The organism is Halothiobacillus diazotrophicus, from assembly GCF_001663815.1.
Lineage (GTDB): Bacteria > Pseudomonadota > Gammaproteobacteria > Halothiobacillales > Halothiobacillaceae > Halothiobacillus > Halothiobacillus diazotrophicus.
In genome coordinates, this window is record NZ_CP016027.1 from 2,259,452 (window position 1) to 2,277,802 (window position 18,351).

Annotated in this window: 17 protein-coding genes; 9 read left to right on the forward strand and 8 right to left on the reverse strand. The window is 63.4% G+C overall.

Annotated features, from left to right (window positions below; all coding sequences use genetic code 11):
• Positions 1–15: 15 nt before the first annotated feature.
• Positions 16–1,086: a biotin synthase BioB gene (gene bioB / locus A9404_RS09985; protein WP_082922894.1), complete on the reverse strand. Its 1,071-nt coding sequence runs from the start codon at positions 1,084–1,086 to the stop codon at positions 16–18.
• 26 nt (positions 1,087–1,112) lie between these two features.
• On the reverse strand, positions 1,113–1,562 hold the full coding sequence (locus A9404_RS09990) for a hypothetical protein (RefSeq protein ID WP_231880899.1): 450 nt from the start codon (positions 1,560–1,562) through the stop codon (positions 1,113–1,115).
• A 167-nt stretch (positions 1,563–1,729) separates the two neighbouring features.
• Here A9404_RS09990 and A9404_RS09995 point away from each other — a divergent pair, with 167 nt between their 5' ends.
• The 3 genes from A9404_RS09995 to A9404_RS10005 all read left to right on the forward strand — a co-directional run bounded on the left by A9404_RS09995 (position 1,730) and on the right by A9404_RS10005 (position 3,613).
• Positions 1,730–2,326, forward strand: coding sequence for a ComF family protein (locus A9404_RS09995; protein ID WP_082922895.1), 597 nt, complete (start codon positions 1,730–1,732; stop codon positions 2,324–2,326).
• A gap of 163 nt (positions 2,327–2,489) precedes the next feature.
• The gene (locus A9404_RS10000) at positions 2,490–2,735 is read left to right on the forward strand and encodes a type B 50S ribosomal protein L31 (protein ID WP_066100980.1); all 246 of its coding nucleotides are present in this window, start codon (positions 2,490–2,492) and stop codon (positions 2,733–2,735) included.
• Between the two features lie 107 nt (positions 2,736–2,842).
• Positions 2,843–3,613, forward strand: coding sequence for a thermonuclease family protein (locus A9404_RS10005; protein ID WP_197490333.1), 771 nt, complete (start codon positions 2,843–2,845; stop codon positions 3,611–3,613).
• A 100-nt stretch (positions 3,614–3,713) separates the two neighbouring features.
• Here A9404_RS10005 and hemF read toward each other — a convergent pair whose 3' ends face one another.
• The 6 genes from hemF to A9404_RS10035 form a co-directional block, all read right to left on the reverse strand.
• Complete coding sequence (gene hemF / locus A9404_RS10010) at positions 3,714–4,649, reverse strand: oxygen-dependent coproporphyrinogen oxidase (RefSeq protein WP_066100988.1); 936 nt, start codon at positions 4,647–4,649, stop codon at positions 3,714–3,716.
• A 47-nt stretch (positions 4,650–4,696) separates the two neighbouring features.
• Positions 4,697–5,251: an L-threonylcarbamoyladenylate synthase gene (locus A9404_RS10015; protein ID WP_066100991.1), complete on the reverse strand. Its 555-nt coding sequence runs from the start codon at positions 5,249–5,251 to the stop codon at positions 4,697–4,699.
• Positions 5,252–5,305: 54 nt separating this feature from the next.
• Complete coding sequence (locus A9404_RS10020) at positions 5,306–7,798, reverse strand: DNA topoisomerase I (RefSeq protein ID WP_066100994.1); 2,493 nt, start codon at positions 7,796–7,798, stop codon at positions 5,306–5,308.
• A 21-nt stretch (positions 7,799–7,819) separates the two neighbouring features.
• Positions 7,820–8,317 carry a DUF494 family protein gene (locus A9404_RS10025; RefSeq protein WP_066100998.1) on the reverse strand — a complete coding sequence of 166 codons (498 nt, stop codon included), beginning with the start codon at positions 8,315–8,317 and terminating at the stop codon, positions 7,820–7,822.
• A gap of 62 nt (positions 8,318–8,379) precedes the next feature.
• The gene (gene dprA / locus A9404_RS10030) at positions 8,380–9,534 is read right to left on the reverse strand and encodes a DNA-processing protein DprA (protein ID WP_082922896.1); all 1,155 of its coding nucleotides are present in this window, start codon (positions 9,532–9,534) and stop codon (positions 8,380–8,382) included.
• 37 nt (positions 9,535–9,571) lie between these two features.
• Entirely contained in the window at positions 9,572–10,753 is a 1,182-nt protein-coding gene (locus A9404_RS10035) for a LysM peptidoglycan-binding domain-containing protein (RefSeq protein WP_197490334.1), read from the reverse strand.
• A gap of 230 nt (positions 10,754–10,983) precedes the next feature.
• On the opposite strand from A9404_RS10035, the gene def reads away from it, so the two are divergent.
• Genes def through A9404_RS10065 form a run of 6 tightly spaced genes read left to right on the forward strand, consistent with a single transcriptional unit; the run spans position 10,984 to position 18,344 of the window.
• A complete protein-coding gene (gene def / locus A9404_RS10040) occupies positions 10,984–11,499 on the forward strand; it encodes a peptide deformylase (RefSeq protein WP_066103209.1) in 516 nt (171 codons plus the stop codon).
• Positions 11,496–12,437, forward strand: coding sequence for a methionyl-tRNA formyltransferase (gene fmt, locus A9404_RS10045; protein ID WP_066101000.1), 942 nt, complete (start codon positions 11,496–11,498; stop codon positions 12,435–12,437). The genes def and fmt overlap by 4 nt, the downstream gene beginning before the upstream one ends.
• Entirely contained in the window at positions 12,430–13,941 is a 1,512-nt protein-coding gene (rsmB, locus tag A9404_RS10050) for a 16S rRNA (cytosine(967)-C(5))-methyltransferase RsmB (RefSeq protein WP_197490335.1), read from the forward strand. Before fmt ends, rsmB begins: the two co-directional genes overlap by 8 nt.
• Positions 13,904–14,545 (forward strand): DUF4390 domain-containing protein, encoded by a 642-nt coding sequence (locus A9404_RS10055; RefSeq protein WP_197490336.1) that lies wholly within the window; start codon positions 13,904–13,906, stop codon positions 14,543–14,545. Before rsmB ends, A9404_RS10055 begins: the two co-directional genes overlap by 38 nt.
• A complete protein-coding gene (locus tag A9404_RS10060; protein ID WP_156521305.1) occupies positions 14,542–16,947 on the forward strand; it encodes a sensor histidine kinase in 2,406 nt (801 codons plus the stop codon). The genes A9404_RS10055 and A9404_RS10060 overlap by 4 nt, the downstream gene beginning before the upstream one ends.
• A gap of 11 nt (positions 16,948–16,958) precedes the next feature.
• A complete protein-coding gene (locus A9404_RS10065; RefSeq protein WP_066101008.1) occupies positions 16,959–18,344 on the forward strand; it encodes a sigma-54-dependent transcriptional regulator in 1,386 nt (461 codons plus the stop codon).
• Positions 18,345–18,351: the final 7 nt, after the last annotated feature.

Here is an 18,351-nt window from a genome sequence, read left to right on the forward strand (position 1 = left end):
GCGGGTGACGCTTGGTCACGCGGTCTGTGCCGATTGGGGCTCTGTTGCCGCGTTGGACTCGCTACGGCAGGCCCCGCCGCAGCCGCCGTGCACACCGTTCTGTTCCGGGGTGAAGCCGTCGGGAATCAGCGGGTGGATGCCGAGCTTGTGAAACAGCGCCTGATCATGATTCTGGTCGGCGTTGTCGGTGGTCAGGAGCTTGTCTCCGTAGAAGATGCTGTTGGCGCCGGCGAAGAAGCACCAGGCCTGGGTCTCGTCGGTCATGCCCTCGCGACCGGCGGACAGGCGGACGTGGGATGTCGGCATCAGGATGCGGGCGACGGCCACGGTACGCACGAATTCGATCGGGTCCAGGGTGGGCACGTCGGCCATCGGCGTACCGGGGATGCGCACCAGCATGTTCAGGGGGACCGACTCCGGGGGGCGGGGCAGGTTCGCCAGGCTGAGCAGGAAGGAGGCGCGATCCTCCCGGGATTCCCCCATGCCGAGGATGCCGCCGGAGCAGACATTGATGCCGCTTTCCCGGACATGTTCGAGGGTGTCGAGTCGATCCTGGAACTGGCGGGTGGTGATCACCTCGCTGTAGAACTCGGGCGAGGTGTCGATGTTGTGGTTGTAGTAATCCAGTCCGGCTTCCTTGAGGCGTTCGGCTTGTGGACGGGTCAGCATGCCGAGGGTCAGGCAGGCCTCCATGCCGATTTCCTTGACCACGTGCACCATCTCGATCACGTTTTCGAGCTGACGATCCGTGGGGCTTCGCCAGGCGGCACCCATGCAGAATCGCGTGGCGCCGGTTTCCCGGGCGCGCAGGGCCGCGGTACGGACTTCTTCCAGAGGGAGCAGGCGTTCGCGTTCCAGGCCGGTCTCGTAGCGTGCGCTCTGTGAACAGTAGGAGCAGTCCTCCGGGCAGGCGCCGGTCTTGATCGACAGGAGCGTGCTGACCTGCACGGCGTTGGGATCGAAGTGCGCCCGATGCGCCTGATGCGCTCGGAAGAGCAGATCGTTGAACGGCAGGTCAAACAGGGCGAGGGTTTGTTCGCGGGTCCAGGTTGCGGTCGACAAGGTAGAATCTCTCGGTTGGGCCATTCGGAAGCGCAGGGGGTCTGGGACGGTTATTCGTCGACAAAAGGGACATCCGGTACGACGACGGTGTCTTCCCAGGTGTCTTTGTTGATCCGGTGCAGGTCGTAAAATGTCCAGGGTACCAGGATCACGGCGGCAATCGCCCAGATCACCAGGTAAAAAATGATTTTCGGCGGGAAGAATATGGCGACGGCGACGGCGAAACCGGCCACGCCGTAGAATCGATAGGCAGCCCACTGCGTGTAATATCCGACTTTGGGGTTCGGATGGTGTTTGTTCAGTGCATAAACAAGCATGGACATGCCGGTCCAGAAAATCGCCAGGGGTAGGGGGATCGCCATGGCGACCAGGGTGCCGTAGTTGAACCACTTGGCGGCTCGGCGTGCAGAGGCACCAGAAACGATTTTGGGTGCGTTGTCCGTTTCCCCTACTTTCAGGTCATCTGTCAGCTTAGACACCGTATCGGTTATCTGGGACATGATTTATCAACACCTCGCTAACATTGGCGTATGAATGTAGCATGAAATTTCTGACCGGGCTAACGCGCTTGCTGGTGCCGGCACCGTGCTTGCTTTGCCGCGCGTCCACGGTTTCGGCGAGCGGTCTTTGCCCCCGATGCGACCGCGTTTGGGGCGACAAAGACCCCATGCTGCGCTGTCCGGTTTGTGCGATCCGCGTGTCGGTGCCGGATATACCTTGTGCGGAATGTCTGCAGCAGCCTCGCCCCTTCGATCGTGTGATTGCCGGGGTGGATTACGATGACTCGGCGCGCGCCCTGATCCACCGTCTGAAATTCCAACACGATACGGCCGTGATGTCGGCGCTCTTGCGGCCGCTGATCACGGCAATCGCATGTCGACGCCCGTCCGGTGACGTGGCGGTGTTGCCTGATGCGCTCGTGCCCATGCCCATTCATCCGCAGCGGCGAAGGGACCGCGGTTTCAATCAGGCCCGCTTGATGGCCGATAGCCTGGGGCGGCGATTTGCCTTGCCGGTATGCGGCCACGTTGTGAAACGGGTGAAGATGGGCGATCCGCAAAGCAGTCTGGATGCCGCAGCGCGCCGGAAGAGTCTGCGTGGGGCATTTGTCGTGACGGGCCGGTTGCCCGAGCGTGTGGCGATCGTCGATGACGTCATGACCACGGGCAGTACGGTGGAAAGCCTGTCGCTTGCCCTGCGGAAAGCGGGCGTGCGTGAGGTGTCCGTCTGGGTGGCGGCACGCACGCCCCGCCCGGATGGCTGAGGGGCGTAGTTGCTCGTGTCTTTGATTTGCGATATGATCCCCGCCCTTAAAAACCAAACTGCGCGTTTGGCGAAGGCCTCCTGGCCCTGCGTGTGTGGGGCCGGCGACGGACATTGATCAAACGTATTGAACCGATTACCCCCGATTACCCAAGGTATCGCACATGAAACCAGATATTCATCCCGATTATCGTCCCGTCGTCTTCCAGGACCTGGCCTCCGACTTCGCGGTACTGACGAAATCGACGATTCGCGCCAAGGAAACCATCAAGTGGACCGACGGCAACGAATACCCGCTGGTCAAGGTGGAAATTTCTTCCAGCAGCCATCCGTTCTACACCGGTAAGCGTATGGATTCCAGCACCGCCAAGCAGGTCGACAAGTTCCGCAACCGCTACGGCCGCAAGTAAGCCGTCGGCGTCTCGGCGCAATCGTGTCGACGCTCGGGCGACGAAAGGCATGCCACCCGCTAGGATGGCGTGCCTTTTTTGTTGCCTGGCTAATGCTCGGGTCGTGGTTGATTTCTTCCCCGGTTTGGGCCGCGCTGGTCGCCTGCCCCGAGGATCGTTCCGGACACCCGGCCACGGTTGCATATGTCGATGACGGGGATACGGTTCGTCTGACCACGGGCGAGCGGGTTCGGCTGGCGGGCATCGATGCGCCGGAAGTCGCCCATGGTGCCTACGATCGGAAACCGGCCACGGCCGACGAACCGTTCGGGGCTGCCAGTCGGCAGGCTTTGCGGGCCATGCTGGCCCGGTCCCATAACCGGATCCTCCTCCGCTACGGTCGGGAGTCCACCGACCGCTATGGTCGCCGGCTGGCCTATCTCTATTTGTCGGACGGCGAATCGATCCAGGCGAACCTCGTCGCTCAGGGGATGGCGATGGCGGTGTATATGCCGCCGAATCTGGATCTGGCGGACTGTCTGACATTGACGGAGCGGGCGGCCGCGCGCAACCGTGTCGGTATCTGGTCTCTGGCCGAGTACGCGCCGGGCATCGATACGGCGACCGGCGTTCCCTCGGACGTTCAGGGGGCGGCCATCATTCGGGGGCGTGTGCTTTCGGTGCACAAGTCCACGCGAACTGTGTGGGTGAATCTCGAGGGTCGTGTCGCGCTGCAGATTTCCCGGCGAGCCTGGCCGCAATTTCAGGGTGTGGATTTTCATGCATGGCGCGGCAAGACGCTCCGCGCGCGTGGCTGGCTGATCCGGGACAAAAATCGGTATCAGGATTGGCGGATGCCGATCGAGTCGCCACGCGCCATCGAGGTGCTGTCGCGATGATCTTGGCGGGCGGCATGCTCCTCCACAAACCAAAGGCCCGCATTGAAGCGGGCCTTTTTCATGGGTGACTGCCGGTTCGACAGACTGTTCGACGTTGCGGTTATGTCCGTTCGTCGAGCCAATCGCGGGGGCGCAGAAACTCCCGATAGAGTTCGGCCTCGGGGCTGTCCGGGGCCGGGCGCCAATCGTAGCGCCAGCGAACCTCTGGCGGCATCGACATGAGAATGGATTCCGTGCGCCCGCCGGACTGCAGACCGAATAGCGTGCCGCGGTCGTACACCAGATTGAACTCCACGTACCGGCCGCGCCGGTAGAGTTGGAAATCCCGTTCGCGTTCGCCGTAGGGCGTGTCCTTGCGACGTGCCACGATCGGCGTATAGGCCGGCAGGTAGTGATCGCCCACCGAGCGCATCAGGCCGAACGCGGTTTCGAAGTCGATGCTGCCGTCGGCGCCGAAATCATCGAAGAACAGACCGCCGACGCCGCGCGGTTCCTGCCGGTGCTTCAGCCAGAAATATTCATCGCACCATTGCTTGAATCGCGGGTAGAGGTCCGCACCAAACGGTTGGCAGGCGGCGCGTGCCTGTTCGTGCCAGTGGACGGCGTCTTCGGTAAAGCCGTAATACGGGGTGAGGTCGAAACCCCCGCCGAACCACCAGACCGAGGGCACGCCTTCCTTGTGTGCTTCGAAGAACCGCACGTTCGCATGGGAGGTCGGTGCGTAGGGGTTGCGCGGATGGATGACCAGCGACACGCCCATGGCCTCGAAGCGGCCACCGGCCAGATCGGGGCGATGCGCCGTGGCCGACGGAGGCAGTTTCTGGCCGGTCACGTGCGAGAAATTGATGCCGGCGCGCTCGAAGACGTCCCCCCCTTCCAGGATACGGCCACGCCCCATGCCGTTCAGGGTTTCTCCCGCCGGTCGCTGCCAGTCGTCGTGCTCGAATCGGGCGGTGGGTTCCAGTGCTTCCAGACTGGCGACGATGCGATCCTGCAGGTCGGTGAGATAGTCGCGTACGCGGGTGATGTCGATCATCGGGGATTTCTCCGGGGTGCCATGTCGGTGACGGGGCCGGGCATGGATCAGGTTCTGAGCCAGTGGCCGTCGGGCCAGTGGCGGATGGCGGTGGGGGTGGCGCGCCGGTCGACGGGGCCGGACACGATCAGGTCCAGCGCATCGCCGAAATAACGACGTACGTCGATGGGGGAGCGTCCGGCCGGCCGCTGAGCCGGATTTGCGCTGGTGGAAACCAGGGCCATGCCGGCATGCCGTGCCAGCGCGCTGGCGATGGGGTGGGCCGTCACCCGAACGGCGATTTCCGTGCGTCCGCCGGTGATCCAGTCCGGGGCAGCGGCGCTGGCGGGGACGACCCAGGTACGCGGTCCCGGCCATTGGGCGGAGAGTTGCTGCCAGTCCGACGGGGGGAGGTCGACCCAGGGACGCAGTTGGTCGATATCGGCGGCGATCAGGATCACACCCTTGCGCCAGTCGCGCACCTTCAGGGACAGGAGGCGCAACACCGCATCGGCATTGGCTGGATCGCAGCCAAGCCCGTAGACGGCTTCGGTCGGGTAGGCGATGACGCCGCCTTGTTGGATGATTTCACGGGCGCGACGGAGTTGAAACGCGGTGGGCATGATGCTCGGTCAGTGGCTGTGGCGGTTGTTCGATCGATCCTGAGGCGGTCGTTGTCATTCCGACGCGGCGGGGGGCGTGCCGGTGGTTTTCCGGCTGCGGGTGGTCTTCTTGGGCGGGGCGGCATCGTCGCCAGCCGGTGCGGCGGCTTTCTTGGCCGTGGTCGTCGATTTGGCAGTGCTCTTGCGAGCGGCCGGTTTCTTCTCGGCCGTCGCCTTGGTGCTCTTGGCTGCTGCTGCCTTGCCCCGTGTCGTCTTTTTCTTTTCCGGTGCCGCGGCCAGCAATTCGACGCATTCCGCGTGGGTCAGGGTTTTCGGCTCCCGATCCTTGGGGATCTTGGCGTTCTTGTTGCCGTCGGTGATGTATGGGCCGTAGCGTCCGTTCAGGACGGAGATGCCATCATCGAATTCGGCGATGACCCGGTTCTTCTCGGCCAGTTTCTTGGTCTCGATGATGACCAGCGCGCGTGCCAGATCGATCGTGTAAGGGTCGTCGTCCTTGCTCAGGGACGCGTAGCTCTTGCCGAACTTCACGTAGGGGCCGAAACGGCCGATGTTGGCCTCGACGGGCTCGCCTTCCGGTGTTTCGCCCAGTTTTCGCGGCAGCTGGAACAGATCCAGGGCTTCCTCGAGCGTGATGGTGGCAATGCTCTGGCTCCGCTTCAGGGAGGCGAACTTGGGCTTTTCCTCGTCGTCCTTCGTGCCGATCTGGGCGAAGGGGCCGAAGCGCCCAAGCCGCACGCTGACCGGCTTGCCGGATTTGGGATCGATGCCCAGTTCTCGTCCCTGGGCGGCGTCCTGGCGGCTGACGTTTTCCGCCGTGTCGGCGATGCGATCGTGGAAGGGGCCCCAGAAGGCGCGCATCAGCGGCACCCAGTCACGCTCCCCGCGCGATACGGCATCGAGATCGTCCTCGAGCTTCGCGGTGAATTCGTAGTCGACGATATCGCGGAAATATTCCGTCAGGAAGCCGTTGACCACCCGGCCCATGTCGGTGGGCTGGAAGCGCCGCTGTTCGAGTACGACGTACTCGCGCGCCTGCAGCGTCGAGATGATGCTCGCGTAAGTCGAAGGGCGACCGATCCCGTACTCTTCGAGCGTCTTGACCAGGCTCGCTTCCGTGAAGCGCGGCGGCGGTTCGGTGAAATGCTGGTCGGCGGCGACGTCGTTCAGTGCCACTGCATCGCCCTCCACAAGCGGTGGCAGGCGGCGATCCTCATCGCTGTCGCCGGCCTTGTCGTCCTCATCTTCCCGATAGAGGGCAATGAAGCCCGGGAATTTCAGGGTCGAACCCGTGGCGCGGAAGGTGTGATCCGGCCCGGCGGCGAGGTCGACGGAGACCTGGTCGAAGACGGCGGGCGTCATCTGGGAGGCGACGGCCCGCTTGAAGATCATTTCGTACAGCCGGAACTGGTCCTTGTTGAGAAAGGCGCGCACCGCCTCGGGCGTGTTGGCGACCGAGGTTGGTCGGATGGCTTCGTGCGCTTCCTGGGCATTCTTTGACTTGGTCTTGTACTGGACCGGGCTGGCGGGCAGATAGGGCGCGCCGTACTTGTCGCCGATGTGGGCGCGAATCTCGGTGATGGCGTCGTTCGAGAGGGTGACCGCATCGGTTCGCATGTAGGTGATCAGACCGATGGTGCCGGAGCCGATATCCACGCCTTCATAGAGCTCCTGGGCGAGACGCATCGCCCGCGAGGCGGAAAGTCCCAACTTGCGGACGGCTTCCTGCTGCAGCGTGGAGGTCGTGAACGGCGGCGCCGGATTGCGCCGGCGCTCGCGTTTGTCGACCTTGCCGACGGTAAGGCGCCCATCGGCGGCGCTCAGGATGCGCTCGCGCGCCTGGGTGGCGTCGTCCGCATTGGTGAGCGTGAATTGTTCCGCTTTTTGGCCGTCCAATGTGAGCAGGCGGGCGCTGAAGGCCGATTTTTCCGCCGCGCTGCTCTGGCAGGCGGCGGTGAGCGTCCAGTATTCCTGAGGCTTGAAGGCCTCGATTTCCTGCTCGCGCTCGACGATCAGTCGCAACGCGGGGCTCTGCACCCGGCCTGCCGAGAGGCCGGGGTTGATCTTTTTCCACAGAAGGGGCGAGAGGTTGAAGCCCACGAGGTAGTCGAGGGCGCGTCGCGCCTGCTGGGCGTTGATGAGGTCGCCGGACAGGTCGCGGGGATGTGCGACGGCTTCCTGGACGGCCTTCTTGGTGATTTCGTAGAAAACGACGCGGCGCGCGGTCTTGTTCTTGAGCAGGTTCGCGTCGTTCAGCAGCTCGTACAGATGCCAGGAAATGGCCTCGCCCTCGCGGTCGGGGTCAGTTGCGAGCAGCAGGGTATCGGCGGATTTCAGCGCCTTCTTGATGGCATCGACATGACGGACGTTCTTGTCGATCAGCGTGTATTGCATGGCGAAGTCATGCGCCGTGTCGACCGCGCCGTCCTTCGGGATGAGGTCGCGCACGTGACCGTACGACGCCAGGACCTCGAAACCGGGGCCGAGGTATTTCTTGATGGTTTTCGCCTTGGCGGGCGATTCCACGATGACAAGCGTTTGGCTCATGGTGTTGATGCAGGCCTAGGTTCAGTGCAAAAGGGTGGTCGATTCGGCAAAGACCAGATCTTCCATCCAGGCGAAGGCCGCTTCTTCTCCGGGGCGGGCGAACAGGACAAGCAGAACGACCCACTTGATCGCGTCCAGGTCCAGTTCCTCGTCGCCCAGGGCTTGTGCTCGTTCGATCACGGTTTCGCGTGTTTCGGCGCTTAATACGCCAATATCTTCCAGCTGCTGCAGAAACCCGCGCGCCTCGATGTCGAAAGCCACCTGTTCCTGTTCGGTGTAGATGCGAAACGACGAGGATTTGGCCGCATGGGCGACGACGCCGGCCAGGGAAATGGACGGCGGGGTTTCCACCGCGCCGTCCAGCCAGGAAAAGGCCCGGCTGATTTCATCGGCTTCGTATCCGGCTTCCAGAAGCTTTTTCTGCAGGTCGGCACGCAGAGGCTCGGGCGGCAGATGCGGCTCCTCTTCCATATAGTTCTCGAACAGGTACATCAGCAGGTCAAGCACGGTTTCTTTCATTGATTCTCTCAGTCTCGTCGGCCGATGGGCCGCGGCGCGCGGGCGCTCGCCGCGCCGTCAGGTCAGGCGGTGCGGACGTAGAGTCCGCCGGGCAAAGTTGCCACATGTCCAGCCAATTCCAACATGAGGAGGATGGAGGAAACTTCAGCGGGGGTCAATCCGCTCGCCGCAATCAGTTCGTCGGCCGGGCGCGGATCATACCCCAACAAGTCAAGCAATTGCTGATGTTGTGGGTCCGGGGGGCGGATCGCGGTATCCCTGTCGTCGCTGACGGAGGTTTCCGGAACCCTGGACGTGGGTGGGGGATGAAGGCGGGCACCCAGGGTGGGCACCAGTTCTTCCAGGATATCCTGAGCGGTTTCCACGAGTTTGGCGCCCTCGCGGATCAGGCGATGCGGGCCACGACTCAGGGGATTGTGGATCGAACCGGGGATGGCGAAGACCTCCCGCCCTTGCTCGGCGGCCAGTCGGGCGGTAATCAGGGAGCCGCTCTGCAAGCCGGCCTCGATCACGAGCACTCCTTCGGACAGGCCGCTGATCAGACGGTTCCGTCGCGGAAAATGTTCCTTGCGGGCGGGCGTTCCCGGCGGCCACTCACTGAGAAGCAGCCCTCCCGTATCAATGATTTCGTCGGTGAGTCGCGCATGCTCGCGGGGGTAGACGAGGTCCGGGCCGGTGCCCAGGACCGCAATGGTCGGCCCCGGGGCAGACAGTGCGCCCCGGTGGGCGGCGGCATCGATACCGAGCGCCAGCCCGCTGGTGATGACGAGTCCCTGTCGCGCCAGATGTTGGGCGAAGGCGCGGGCATGGCGTATGCCGCCAGTGGTCGGTGTACGGGAGCCCACGATGGCGAGCTGTGGCTCGTCCATCAGCCGGATGTCACCGATGGCGAATAACGCGGCGGGTGCATCGGGAAGGGTGTCGAGCAATGGCGGAAAACCAGGTTCTCCCCGTAGAACGAGGTGGTGATGCGGTTGTGCGTCAAGCCAGTCGAGCATGTGCCGGACCCGTGCTTCATCCCCGCGTTGCGGTTGGCTGGCGAGGTTGTTCGGCAAGCCGGCTTCGATCCATTCGGCGGTCGGCGCATTCAGTGCCCGTTGCGCATTGCCGAAGTGCTCGAGGAGTCGGCGCAGGCGTTTCGGACCCATGCCGTTGATGGTGATCAGAAAAAGTAACGCCCGACGTTCCTGAGCGTCGGGCGCTTGGGCAATGGACATCACTATCGTGAACGGTGGCGTCGGGCGCCGCGTCGAATCAGTCGGCTGTCGGGGTTTGGGCCAGATCACCGATGTGGATGGGCCGCTTGGTCTTCACGACCAGAACATAGCTGGCATGATCATAGGTGCGGAACACCATGGCGGTCCCGATCGGGAAGTCCGGCAGCTTGACCAGCGGGGGATGCGGGAGCAGGGCATCGATCCCCTTGCCTTGCTTGAGTTCCTTCGGATTCTGGGTGTAGGTGTCCTTCACGACGCGGCCGGGCTTGCTGATGCGCAGCATGTCGCCGGGCACGAGGCCGTTGTCCTTGCCGGCATTGATGATGGCGACCTGATAGGTACCCACCTGCGTGATGGCATCGGGCAGGTCGATGATCACCGCATCGATCGGCACGGCCGGGATGCTGGGTGTGATGTCGTGATCGAACGGTTCGCCGATCATGGGGACAAGCCGGTCACCCTTGTTGACCTCGCGTTCGCTCTTGATGATGCGCAGTTCGGTCGGATCGCCGCGTTGCATGATCTTGGCCTCGCCCTCGTAGATGGTGCGGTAGCCGAGCGAAGCGCCGGTCACCGGGTCGACGAGGTGCTTGCCCTGCCGCACGATGGCGTAATTATCCAGGCTGTCCGTCAGCGCGGGGCGCGCGTAGATCACGTCGCCCATGCTGGCCGACAGGGCGTCGTCCCGGTTGGTCAGGATGTAAGGTGTGGCATCCAGTTCCGCCTGGGTCATGATCTGGTCGTAGCTGAAGAACGGCTTGATCACGTCTAGCGGAATGCTGCTGATCGCGGCGGAATCGCCCTCGTAGCGCATGTGCGGCCGCATGGTGATGCCCAGACGCGGCCGACCGCCGATGTACATGATGCCGATCCGGTCGCCCGGATAGATCTTGTGCGGATTCTTGATCTGGCTGTTGTCGTACCAGATCTCCGGCCAGTAATAGGGATCCTTCAGGAAGTGGTTGGCGATGGACCAGAGGGTGTCGCCTTTCTTGACGACGTACTCGTCGGCGGCCAGGGACTTGAATTGGGCCTTGGTTTCTTCGGGCGTCAGCGTGCCCTTGACGGGGCCGCGCTTGGCGCCGAGCGGCAGGCCGGTAGCATTGGATTGCGGCAGGTTGGCCAGGTTGACCGGGGGGCGTTCGGCGGCGCATCCACTCAGCAATAGGGTTGCGATTGACAGCGAGAGGAGAGCAGTTAATCCGTTTGACGATCTCATGGGTAACATCCTTGGGTTTTCGGCCGAAAACAAGTGCATCATCGGGCGTGCGGCGGTGCGCCAACTTTTGTTAAAGTACCATGTCGCATGGCCCCGGCTCGCGTACAATGTTGCGTTAAATGGGATTATTTGTAAAAGAATTTGCACGTTTCGTCTACTGACGGCCCGCGGTTTTTGCAAATTGGTCGAAATGATTGCTGCTTTAGGGCCCCGGTGCCCGTTTGGTGTTTATGTCCCTACTTGAAATATTGCAATTCCCCGATGAGCGCTTGCGTCGGGTTGCCGAGCCGGTGAGTGCCTTTGACGCTGCGTTGAAGGAACTGACCGAGCAGATGCTGGAAACCATGTATGAATCCCGGGGGGTCGGGCTGGCGGCGACCCAGGTGAACATCCATCGTCGGCTGTTCGTGGCCGATTGCGCCGGTGACGGCGAAGCGCCCGCGCCTATGGTGTTCATCAATCCGGTCATCGTCGATCGGCAGGGCATGGTGGACTCCGAGGAGGGATGCCTGTCGATTCCCGGGATCAACGATACCGTGTCGCGGGCGGAACTGGTCAAGGTGCAGGCCCAGGATGAGCGGGGCGAAGCGTTCGAGGTGACCACCGACGGACTCCTGGCCATCTGTATCCAGCATGAGATCGATCATCTGGATGGCCGCCTGTTCATCGATTATCTCTCACCCCTCAAGCGGCAACGGATTCGCAAGAAATTCGACAAGGTGCTCAAGCTGAAGGAGCGCCCATGACCTTGCGCGTGATTTATGCCGGTACGCCCGAATTTGCCGTGCCTGCGCTCCGCGCGCTGGCCACCGACCCGACGATCGAGCTGGTTGCCGTGTACACCCAACCCGACCGTCCGTCCGGACGGGGGCAGAAGCTGACGCCGTCGCCGGTCAAGGCCGTGGCCCTCGAACTGGGGCTGCCGGTCGAGCAGCCGATCACCCTGCGCGATGAATCGGCGCAGCAGACATTGGCCGCCTACCGGCCGGACCTGATGGTCGTGGCGGCCTATGGACTGATTCTGCCGGTTGCAGTGCTGGAAACCCCGCGTCTGGGGGCTGTCAACATCCATGCGTCGTTGCTGCCGCGCTGGCGTGGTGCGGCACCGATCGCGCGCGCCATCGAAGCGGGGGATACGGAAACCGGGATCACGATCATGCAGATGGCCCAGGGACTCGATACGGGCGACATGCTGCTCAAGCGCGTCGAACCCATCCACCCCGAGGACACGGCGGCGACCCTGCACGATCGTCTGTCGCAGTTGGGCGGCGAGGCGCTGATGGCCGCCTTGCCGGGCATCGTCGCCGGAACACTGCCCGCGGAGGTTCAGAACGACGACGAGGCCTGCTATGCCGCCAAGCTTGCCAAGGCCGAAGGATTGATTGACTGGCGCGAACCGGCCGAGGTGCTCGCGCGTCGCATCCGGGCCTTCGACCCCTGGCCCGCCGCTTATACCGAATTGGCGGGGGCGATGTTGAAGATCTGGTCGGCGGCCTGTGAGGATATGACCGAAGGATCCGCTGCCGAGCCGGGTACCGTGATCGCCGTGGATGCGGCGGGTTTTGTCGTGCGAACCGGGGCGGGCGCATTACGGGTCCGTACCTGTCAACAGGCGGGCGGCAAGCGTATTGCTGCCGCCGATTTTGCGCGAAACCGTCCATTGATGGGTGTTCGCCTTGGTTGACGCCCGTAACGAACACGCTGCCGATCAGCCCGAGGAGCGTCGGGCCGGTTCGTCCGGCAAGCGACGGGAGCAGCGCGGCCAGGGGGGGGTAAAGGGCGGCAACCCGACACCCTGGGCCGGTGAGCGGGGGCGACGGGGCGACGGCGGTGAACGTGCGAATCGTACGGATCGTCCAGGCCCCTCGCGCCAGTCGCCCGAGGCGCTGGTGGCCCAATTGCTCGTTCAGGTGGTGACGCAGGGCCAGTCGCTGGATGTGGCGCTGGGGCGCATCCTGCAACAGGCGCAACCCACGCACCGGGGGCTCGTGCAGGCCATGGGCTACGAAGTGCTCCGCCATTACGAGGCGCTGGTATTCTGGCGGGATCAGTTGCTGGAGCGACCGGTTCCGGCCAAGTCCGCGGTCGTTGCCTTTCTGATTCTCGTGGGGTTGGAGCGTATCCGCGGTGCGCGCCGGGAAGCATCCCGTTCGGTCAATGCAACGGTTCAGGCGGCGCGTGAGCTCGGGCATCCCTGGGCGACCGGCCTGTTGAATGCCGTGTTGCGTCGTGCGGCACGCCAGATCGAGGAAGGCCAGGACCCGATGTCGTCAGCGCCGGCAGCCGTTCAGGCGCGGATGCCCGATTGGCTGTTCGCCCGCCTCACGGCGGACTGGGGTGCCGACCAGGCCGGCGCGCTGGGCGAGGCACTGGCCTCCCATCCCCCCATGACCTTGCGGATTGCCGGTCGCGAAACGGATCGTGCTTCGTATTTGGATGTTCTGGCCGCCACGGATATCGCTGCGACGCCGACGGATTTTTCCCCGCGCGGGGTCAACCTGCAGCACCCGCTGGACGTCGATCGACTGCCTCAGTTCGCCGAAGGGCGGGTATCCGTGCAGGATGAGGCGGCGCAGTGGGTGGTCGATCTCCTTGACCTTTCCCGGGAGCAGCGGGTTCTGGATGCCTGCAGTGCGCCGGGCGGCAAAACCCTGGCGATGCTCCAGCACGAGCCCGGCGTTCACGTGACCGCGGTGGACATTGATTTGACGCGCATGGCCCGGGTTCAGGAGAATCTCGAGCGCGGCAAGGTGGTCGCACGGCTGATCGTCGGGGATGCGGCGCAACCGTCAGCGTGGTGGGATGGCGAGCCTTTCGATCGTATTCTGGCGGATGTCCCCTGTTCGGCGACGGGGGTCATCCGTCGTCACCCGGACATCAAACGTCTGCGCCGCGCGGATGACCTGGCGCCGTTGTGCGCGCGTCAGGCGTCGATTCTCGATGCCCTCTGGCCCTTGTTGCGTTCCGGGGGGCGTATGGTCTACGCCACCTGTTCGATTCTCAATCAGGAAAACGCCGCTCAGGTCGCGGCCTTCCTTGATCGCCATCCCGACGCGCGCGCCCTGCCCATGAATGTATCCTGGGGTATCGAGCAGCGGGATGCGGCGGGCAGGACGCTCGGGCGCCAGGTATTCCCGCAACGGGAGGGGCATGATGGTTTCTACTACGCCGTGCTGGAAAAGGCGTGAGTCACGCATCGCCGGTCTGAAACCGACCGCCGGATCGTCGGCGTTGCGGTGGCTCGGGCGGGCTTGCCTCGGGGCGCTGCTTCTCCTGGGAGGGCTGGGTGGTCCCGCCTTCGCCTCGAGCGCCAAGGTGGTCGGTGCCCATGCCGAGGTGCGGGAAGGGGTGCTATACCTCGATGTCGATTTCAAGCTCTCCCTCGACAAGGAAATGATCGAGGCCATGCAGAATGCCATTCCGCTGAACCTGTCGGTGCAGGCGGTGATCGAGCAGCCCCGGGACTGGTGGATGGGCCAGACGATCGCCGAAGACGAGCGTCGGTATCAATTGGAATATCACGCCCTGTCCAAGACCTGGCTCATCACCGACGTTCTGGAACATGAAGCCCGCAGTTTCAGTTCCCTGAAAGGCGCGTTGCGTTCCCTTCAGCGGATTCGCGCCTGGCCGATCACGACGGCCCAGAAACTGCACCACACCGGACATCTGGTCGGCCGGGTACGCATGGTGCTCGACGTCAACAAGCTGCCGTTGCCATTGCGGTTTCCCGCCCTGTTTGATTCCCGCTGGGCGCTGAACAGCGATTGGTTCCTGTGGTCGGTGCCCCGATGAAGTGGGGCGCGCTCTATCATCGGTGGATTCGCCGGCTGGTGCCGCCCATCAGCGTGATGGTCGTCATCCTGCTGCTGGTGTTGATGTACCTGATTTCGGAGTCGCTGCGTCGGGCGGATCAACCCGAGCATCTGTACCTGACCCTGCTCGGGCTGAGTGCCGTGGGCATTCTGTTCCTCGCGGTCGTGGTGCTCGGCCATATCCTGCGCCTCGTGGCGCACTACCGACGGGGTACGCCGGGTGCACGACTCACCGCCCGCCTCGTGCTGACCTTCGTCGGGTTGACCTCCATTCCCGTGCTCATCGTGTTCTATTTCTCCGTCTCGTTCATTCAGCGGGGCATCGATTCCTGGTTCGACGTGCAGGTGGAGCAGGCAATGTCCGATGCGCTCTCGCTGTCGCAGATGGCATTCGACGGACAGATGCGCACGGCGATGGAGGAGACCAAGCGGGCGGCCCAGCAGTTGAAGGGTGAGTCCGGCGACCTGATCGCGCTGGATCTGAACTCGGTCCGGCGGAATACGGGCGCGCATGAGATGACGATCTTCGGCCCGCGCAATCTCATCGTCGCCTCGGCGTCGGACGACCTGCAGGCCATCGTGCCCTCCCGTCCGGACGAAACGGCCCTGAGTCATGCCCGTTCCGGCAAGGATTTCATCGGCCTCGATCCGGGGGGCGGGGACTCCATGCGGATTCGGGTCGTGGTGCCGCTGACGGCCGGGCTGACCGGGGACGGCAGTAGTCAGGTGCTGCAGGCGCTCTATTCGATTTCGCCGCGCGCGAACCAGTTGTCCGGCAGTGTGCAGGCGGCGTTCAACGAGTACCGGTCGCTGATTTTTCTGCACAAGTCGCTGAAAAAGACCTTCACCTTCGCCCTGACCCTTGCCCTGCTGTTGTCGCTCCTGACGGCCGTCTGGCTGGCCTTCATCGCCGCGCGCAAGCTGCTGGCGCCGATCCGTGAGCTGGCTGCGGGGACCCGCGCCGTGGCGGAAGGGGATTACAGCCTCCGTCTGCCTGTGGATCGTCGGGACGATCTGGGGCAGTTGGTTCAGTCCTTCAATACGATGACGGCACGGGTGCGTCGCGCGCATCAGGTTATGCAGCAATTGCAGGAGCTGGCGGACCAGGAGCGGGATTACCTCGAGACAGTCATTCAGCATTTGTCCTCCGGGGTCCTTACGCTGACGCTTGACGGTCGGATTACCCGCAGCAACTCCATCGTGACCCAACTTCTGAGCATTGCCAGCCGACATATCGATGGCTGCACGCTGCGGGAAATCTGCCAGACCTACCCGCATCTGGAGCCCATCTGCACGGCATTCGTCGATCTGCTGGATCCCGGTCAGCTGTCGCCGGGTGCAACGATGGAGGCCCAGGTTCGGATCATGACGGATACGGGGCGCCGGGTGTTGCTGAGCCGGATCGCAGCTTTGCCGACCGATGACGATGCGGCCGGAGGGTTCGTCATCGTGTTCGAGGACATCACGACCCTGATCCAGGCGCAGCGAGATGCTGCCTGGTCCGAGGTGGCGCGGCGTCTGGCGCATGAGATCAAGAATCCGCTGACGCCCATCCAGCTTTCGGCGGAACGCCTGCGTCGCCGTCTGCTCGGCACCCTGTCGGACGAACCCGCCCAGATCCTTGATCGCTCAACCCAGACGATCATCAGCCAGGTCGAGGCGATGAAGCTGATGGTGAACGAATTCGCCGAATATGCCCGTTCGCCGCAGATGACCCTCACCACGCTGAATCTCGACGAGCTTGTGGCGGAAGTCATCGATCTGTACAAGGGGGGGGATATTCCGGTTCAGCACATCACCGGCGGCGAGCCGCTGCTGGTGCGGGCGGATGCGGGGCGTATTCGCCAAGTGTTGCATAACCTGATCCGCAACGCTCAGCAGGCGCTGGCGGAGCAGGATCGTCACCCGGGGCACCCGCTGGTGACCGTGACCACGGGGCTTCGTGTCGAGGGGGGGCTGGCGCTGATCGAGCTGGTGGTCGCCGACAATGGTCCGGGCTTTCCGGAAACCATGCTCGATCGTCTGTTCGAACCCTATGCGACCACGCGACCCAAGGGCTCCGGGCTGGGCCTGGCGATCGTCAAGAAGATCGTGGAGGAGCATGGTGGGGTCGTTGCTGCGTCGAATCGTCAGGATGCGATCCCGGAACCGGCCGGTCAGAACGGGAGTGACGAGGAGGCGAGCGTCAGCGGGGCGCGCGTCGTGATCCGCCTGCCCGTGAATGTCGATGATTTTTCGCCATTGTTTCCATCCGTGGACAAAGGACCGCGAGTAGCCATCCCCGAGACGCCCGGAACTGGGCATAATGTTCCCCAGGATTTATTCAGGACGCCGCAGTTGCCGACACCGATGCCCCAAACCAACCGGACAAAATCAGAGTAGCCGAAAACACCATGAGCATAGGACATATCCTGGTCGTTGATGATGAAATCGAGATTCGTGATCTGTTGGCGGAATTGTTGGCCGACGAAGGTTATACCGTCTCAAGCGCCGCCGACGCCATCGAGGCGCGCGCGTCCATTGCCGTCCGTCGGCCGGACCTGATCCTGCTGGATATCTGGATGCCGGGCCAGGACGGCATTTCCCTGTTGCGCGAGTGGCATGAGCATCATCAGCTCGGTTGTCCGGTCATCATGATGTCGGGACATGGCACGGTGGAGACAGCCGTCGAGGCGACGCGGCTTGGCGCCTTCGATTTCATCGAGAAACCGATCTCTCTGGACAAGCTGCTGCTGCTGATCGAGCACGGCCTCGAAAACACGCGACTGTCGCGGGAAAACGAGCAGCTACGCCGGAACAGCAGCGATCCCTTCGAGCTCGTGGGCGACAGCGAGTACATGACCACGCTGCGTGCGCAGGCCAAGAAGGTGGCCGGACACGACGCCTGGGTGCTGATTTCCGGCGAGCCGGGCACGGGCAAACAGGCCCTGGCCCGATTCATCCATCACCATTCCCCGCGTCGCCATTTCCCGTTCATCGATACGGGTGGGGTCGCGATGAGCGGGCGTCAGAACGCGGCGGCGGAACTGTTCGGTTCCGAGTTGGACGGCAAGATCCGTTACGGTCTGCTTGAGCAGGCCAATGGTGGCACGCTGTTCATCGCGGAAGCCGCGGACATGGACGAGCAGACCCAGATGCAGCTCATCTCGGCGCTCGAGAACCAGACGTTCTTCCGGGTTGGCGGTACCGAACCCGTCCAGGTGGATGTCCGCGTGATCGCCGCCACGCGCAAGGACCTCGAGGACGAGGTTCGTCAGGGGCGATTCCGCGAGGATCTGTTCTACCACCTGTCCGTGGTGCCGCTGCATATCGAGCCGCTGCGCAATCACCCGGAAGACGTGCCGATCCTGCTGACCTACTATCTGGAAACCGCGCACCGGATCGAAGGCTTGCCGCTGCGGGAACTGACGATCGGCGCCCGGAACCTGCTCAAGGGCCATTACTGGCCGGGCAACGTCCGCGAACTGAAGAACCTGGTGCAGCGCATGCTCATTCTCGGCGCCGGCGATGTCATCGACGAGCAGGAGGTGCAGCGCGCGCTCGGATTCATTCCGGCGCATGTCGATACCGAGCAGGCACAGGGCGCGACCCTGATCTCCCTGAATCTCGATCTGCCCCTGCGCGATGCGCGGGACGAGTTCGAGCGGCGTTATTTGCTCGCACAGCTGAAAAGCTGCGAAGGCTCGATGACGGAACTGGCAAGACTGACCGGCATGGAGCGGACGAATCTGTACCGCAAGCTCAAATCTCTCGGCATCAGTGCCAATGAACGCAGTTAATCGTCGG

Coding starts and splice junctions, on each gene's coding strand:
- dprA (WP_082922896.1), bottom strand. CDS start 9,534: ATGTCCATTGCCCAAGCGCCCGACGCTCAGGAACGTCGGGCGTTACTT.
- A9404_RS10000 (WP_066100980.1), top strand. CDS start 2,490: ATGAAACCAGATATTCATCCCGATTATCGTCCCGTCGTCTTCCAGGAC.
- A9404_RS10065 (WP_066101008.1), top strand. CDS start 16,959: ATGAGCATAGGACATATCCTGGTCGTTGATGATGAAATCGAGATTCGT.
- A9404_RS10015 (WP_066100991.1), bottom strand. CDS start 5,251: ATGCCCACCGCGTTTCAACTCCGTCGCGCCCGTGAAATCATCCAACAA.
- A9404_RS10060 (WP_156521305.1), top strand. CDS start 14,542: ATGAAGTGGGGCGCGCTCTATCATCGGTGGATTCGCCGGCTGGTGCCG.
- def (WP_066103209.1), top strand. CDS start 10,984: ATGTCCCTACTTGAAATATTGCAATTCCCCGATGAGCGCTTGCGTCGG.
- A9404_RS10025 (WP_066100998.1), bottom strand. CDS start 8,317: ATGAAAGAAACCGTGCTTGACCTGCTGATGTACCTGTTCGAGAACTAT.
- A9404_RS09995 (WP_082922895.1), top strand. CDS start 1,730: ATGCTGCGCTGTCCGGTTTGTGCGATCCGCGTGTCGGTGCCGGATATA.
- A9404_RS10035 (WP_197490334.1), bottom strand. CDS start 10,753: ATGAGATCGTCAAACGGATTAACTGCTCTCCTCTCGCTGTCAATCGCA.
- A9404_RS09990 (WP_231880899.1), bottom strand. CDS start 1,562: ATGTCCCAGATAACCGATACGGTGTCTAAGCTGACAGATGACCTGAAA.
- bioB (WP_082922894.1), bottom strand. CDS start 1,086: ATGGCCCAACCGAGAGATTCTACCTTGTCGACCGCAACCTGGACCCGC.
- fmt (WP_066101000.1), top strand. CDS start 11,496: ATGACCTTGCGCGTGATTTATGCCGGTACGCCCGAATTTGCCGTGCCT.
- A9404_RS10055 (WP_197490336.1), top strand. CDS start 13,904: ATGATGGTTTCTACTACGCCGTGCTGGAAAAGGCGTGAGTCACGCATC.
- hemF (WP_066100988.1), bottom strand. CDS start 4,649: ATGATCGACATCACCCGCGTACGCGACTATCTCACCGACCTGCAGGAT.
- A9404_RS10020 (WP_066100994.1), bottom strand. CDS start 7,798: ATGAGCCAAACGCTTGTCATCGTGGAATCGCCCGCCAAGGCGAAAACC.